Raw genomic sequence first — 1,527 nt, forward strand, 5'->3', positions numbered from 1 at the left:
CGGTGGCCGCGGTGGCGGCGACCGCGGCCGCGCGCGGGGCGACGATCGGCGCTGCCCGGATGAAGGAACGGATGAGGCTCATTGCAGCGCCGCCTGTACCGCCTGCTGGGCGAAGCCGAGCACCATCGAGGCGCCCCACGGGGCGGCCACCACCAGCGTGATGACCACCGCGATCAGCTTGGCGCCCTGCGAGATCGCCTGGTCCTGCAGCGAGGTGATCGCCTGCACGAAGGACACCAGCAGCCCCACCAGCGCCGCCACCAGCACCGCCGGCAGCGAGACCATCAGGCACAGCAGCATGGCCTGCGAGGTCAGTCGAACGATGTTGTCGTAGTCCATGCTTGCACGCTCGCTACTTGTAGGTCAGCACCAGGCCATGGATCAGCGTCGACCAGCCGTCCATGACCACGAACAGCAACAGCTTGAACGGGATCGCCACCTGCGTCGGCGTCACCTGCGACAGGCCGAGCGCGAGCAGGATGTTCGCGATGATCAGGTCGACGACGACGAAGGCCAGGTACAGCAGGAAGCCGATCTTGAAGGCCGCGGTCAGCTCCGACAGCGTGAAGGCCGGGGCCAGCACGATCAGGTCATCGGCCTTCAGCGCCCTCGCCCGCTCCGGCGGCCACACCGCGGCGGCCGACTTCAGGAAGAACGCCTTCTCGCGCGCCTGCGCATGCTTGTCGAGGAACTTGCGCACCGGCTCTTTCGCGATCTCGATGACCTGGCCGATCTGCCCGGCACTCGACGGCGCGAAGCCCTGGTCCTTCATCTTGTCGTACGAATCCATCACCAGCGGCGCCATGATGTAGGCCGACACGATGATCGCGATGCCGTTGAGCACCATGTTCGGTGGCACCTGCTGCACGCCGAGCGCGTTGCGCAGCAGGCCCAGCACCACGACGATCTTGGTGTACGAGGTCACCATCATCGCGACGAAGGGCAGCACGCCGATCGCGAACGCGATGACGAGCAGCGGGAGCAGTTCACCCGTGGTGGTCTGCGTCATCGCGTGCCACCATGCGTGTGATGCGGGCGCCCAGCCGCGAGCCGACCGCCACCAGTTCCGCATGGCCGATCACCTGGCCGCACGACACCAGGCGCAAGCGCGCCTCGGCCGCCGGTACCGCGAGCTCGATCACGTAGCCCGGCTCGATCGCTTCCAGGTCGGAAAGCGGCACCGACACGGTCTCGATCTCGAAACGCACCGGCAGTTCGAGCTCGCCGATCGCATCCGCTTGCTCGCCCGGTTCGGCGAGCAGGTCCTGGTCATCGTCCAACATCTGAAGTCCTCCTTCGACTGTCCATGAATTGCCTTGAATCCGCCCCGGCGCGGCCAGGCAGCGCGCACCGCGCGGCCCCAGCCTGAGCACCGCGGCGGCACCTTCCAACCCTTGCAGTTCGGCCGGCAGCAGCACCACGTCGCCGACGCGCAGCGAGCGCAGCACGTCGATCGACAGCGCGCGGCTCGCGATCACCGCGGCGCCCGGCAGGCGCAGCAGCGAGCGCCAGGCGCTGCGCTGGCCG

3 protein-coding genes are annotated in these 1,527 nt (G+C 68.2%); all 3 read right to left on the reverse strand.

The features are described 5' to 3' along the window. Positions 1–78: 78 nt before the first annotated feature. The gene (gene sctS / locus ACXJLU_RS33300) at positions 79–339 is read right to left on the reverse strand and encodes a type III secretion system export apparatus subunit SctS (RefSeq protein ID WP_056810193.1); all 261 of its coding nucleotides are present in this window, start codon (positions 337–339) and stop codon (positions 79–81) included. Between the two features lie 13 nt (positions 340–352). Further along, positions 353–1,009, reverse strand: coding sequence for a type III secretion system export apparatus subunit SctR (gene sctR / locus ACXJLU_RS33305; protein WP_073467205.1), 657 nt, complete (start codon positions 1,007–1,009; stop codon positions 353–355). Next, the coding region (gene sctQ, locus ACXJLU_RS33310; protein WP_457338000.1) for a type III secretion system cytoplasmic ring protein SctQ at positions 987–1,527 on the reverse strand (541 nt) is incomplete at its 5' end. The genes sctR and sctQ, both read right to left, overlap by 23 nt.

Source organism: Rhizobacter sp. P5_C2 (genome assembly GCF_054049715.1).